Here is a 2,994-nt window from a genome sequence, read left to right as displayed (position 1 = left end):
ATGACTTGACACGTGAAATCTTGGAAAAAGCTATTGCCCAAGTTGCCGTAGCTAAGTCTGTATTTGGTGGTGTAGAAGTCAGCCTTCGTGATGTTGAGGATATGAATCGTGTCATCAAACGTAACGAAAGTTCTGTTATGATTGCACGTAATCGTTTGACTTCAGGTTCTCATGATCCACGTAATGGTCAGAGAATGGCTCAAGGAACAGGTTTTAGAGCAAATGGTCAAATTAATCAAGGTGCTTTAACAAATATCAAGTATTTTGCTTCTGTCGATCCGAAAGAGAACGGTGGACGAAAAACAATAAATGATAATCCAGAACTCACTAAAAATAAGACTGATATTAAGGCAACCTATGTACAAGATAGCGAAGGAAAATGGATCGTCTATGATGTTTTCTTCAATAATGATGGAAAAAGGATGACAAAGTTGTCATATCAGCAAGAATATTATTTCCAAGCTCCTTTTAATATCATGCACTCGTCTAATACGGTAAAAGATGTGAGTTTCACACGTTACCAAAATACTGGTGGTCGCAGACTTTCTGATGGGTTCCAAGGCTTTACCCCATATGGAAATACAGCCTATATATCTACATCTAAAGTATGGGAACAGAATTATAATCTCTTTAATGGTGATAAACGAACAATCTACGATCCGTCTTCAGGGGTGACTCGTGACAAACAAAGATGGCAGGTGTTTAAAAATAACGAGAATGACCCTGTCTTAAATACCCTTACAAAAACTAAAAGCGGTGGCTATCCAGGTGCATCATATTATCTTGGAATTAAGACTGGACAAGAAAGTGCCGATTATGCAATGCACATGCATGCCAAGATTAGGCTAAAAGATGATGTGACTGCTGAAGAAGCGGCTCAATACGGTCGTGTCTATGCAGCCTCAGTGACATACGGAAGAACTACTAATCAGTCTTATATTATGGGGGCAACGGGAACAAGTTTAGAAGCAGACCCAGAGGCACCAAAAGACCCAATTCAAGGTTTAACCGTTACAAAAACAGTAGGAGATAACGCAGGAGATCCAGTGAATCCAGTATCTTCAGGTTATGTTAAACATAAAAATGATAAATCATTCCCTGCAGGTATGAACTGGACGTGGCAAGATAATAATTCACCAAGTACAGCGCAAGCCGGAGTGTTCAAGTATACTTCTATTGCGACTTATAAAGACGGTTCTAAATCAACTGATGCCAATTCAGGTTCAGATGGAACAGTTACATTAATCGTTAAACCGAAACAACCTACTATCACAACAAGTGTAGAGAACAAAAAAGGCTTAACAAATCAGCAAATTACTGTTAATGTTGGAAGTGGAGTGCCAAACGGTTCTACAGTTAAGCTTTACGATGGCGATACAGTTATCGGAACTGGAACAACTAATGGAGAGACTGCGACAGTTACAGTTTCAGGAGCTCTACCAGGAAACCCCATTACAGCTGAAACAGTTGTGAATAATGGTGGAACAGTAACTTCTGATAGAAGTAATCCTGTTACTCCAACAGAAGCACCAGATGACCAAAAACCTACATTAGCAATCTCACCAGCTAACCAAACAGTAGTAGAAGGTGAAACAGTAAGCTTCACAGTAACAGCAAGAGATAATAAAGTTGTTAATATAGACTTTAAAGATTTTTCTGATAAGTACGTAAGTAGAGTACTACAACAAAAAGCAAGCTATTCTTATACTACAAATACTAATGAAGAAAAAGTAATTAAAATAACTATTACAACAACTGCAGAAGACGTTGGTAAAACAAATACGATTACATTTAAAGCTAGTGATAATGCAGGTAATCAAGCTGATCCCGTAACCTTTACTTTCACTGTAACATCTCGTGATAAGATAGCTCCAACAATTACAGCAGCAGATGCTACAGTAACTAAAAAAGAACCAATCACGCCAATCCCTGTAACAGCTGTAGATAATCCAGGTGGAGTTGGAATGCGTGATAAAAATCCAATTGAGGTAAGCAATTTACCACAAGGATTAAAATATGAAAATGGCCAAATTACAGGTACTACGAATGCTAAAACAGGGTATTATACTGTAAAAATTACTGCCTACGATAAAAACAATAATCACTCAACTAAATCAATCAGAATCACTGTTCAGGAGCAAGCTGACAAATATAATCCAACAGGAGATTCACTAACAGTTAACCAAGGTCAAGAAATTACAGATGAAGCAGTAAAAGCAAAAGTAACAAATTATGGACCTGGAACATTAACAGTAGAAAGCAAACCAACTTCAACTGCAACAGCAGGAGATGCAGGTAATGCGGTAGTTAAAGTTACATATCCAGATGGATCAAGTGATACTGTCAATGTACCAGTTACAGTAAAAGACGTAACAGGACCAACAATTACGGCAAATGACGCAACAGTAACTAAAAACACACCAATTACTCCAATCCCTGTAACAGCTGTAGATAATACAGGTGGTGTTGGAATGCGTGATAATAATCCAATTCAGGTAAGCAATTTACCACAAGGATTAAAATACGAAAATGGTCAAATTACAGGAACTACGAACGCTAAGACAGGGTACTATACTGTAAAAATCACAGCGTATGATAAGAACAATACAGCATCAACCAAATCAATCAGAATCACTGTTCAGGATCAATTAGCAGGAACAGCAACAGGAAAAACTGTCCCAGAAAAAACACCTGTACCAGCAAATACTAAGGTAGTAACACCAAATAGACCAGGAACAGCGATTACAACAGATAAACCAGTAAATGGTTTAACAGTTGATAACGGCGGAAATCTAGTAGGAACACCAACAGTAGACAATTGGGAACCAAAAGAAGAAGAACGCACAGTCGAAATTCCAGTTAAACTGAAAAATGGCCCAGAAGAAGCTGTAGTTAAAGTTCCAGTTAAAATTCAACGCGATACAGATGGAGACGGTATTCCAGATGTGACTGATCCAGATGATGACAACGATGGAATTCCAGATACAGAAGATG

At 38.1% G+C, this 2,994-nt stretch carries 1 protein-coding gene; it reads left to right on the top strand.

What is annotated here, in order from left to right; translation table 11 throughout:
* Window positions 1–2,994: Rib/alpha-like domain-containing protein (locus HMPREF2837_RS08535; RefSeq protein ID WP_186823217.1), on the top strand; the 2,994-nt coding region annotated here is incomplete at both ends.

It is taken from the genome of Streptococcus sp. HMSC071D03 (genome assembly GCF_001812125.1).
Classification (GTDB): Bacteria; Bacillota; Bacilli; order Lactobacillales; family Streptococcaceae; genus Streptococcus; species Streptococcus pseudopneumoniae_N.
The sequence above is the reverse complement of the archived record's forward strand: the minus strand, read 5'-3'. Positions and strand labels throughout refer to the sequence as shown.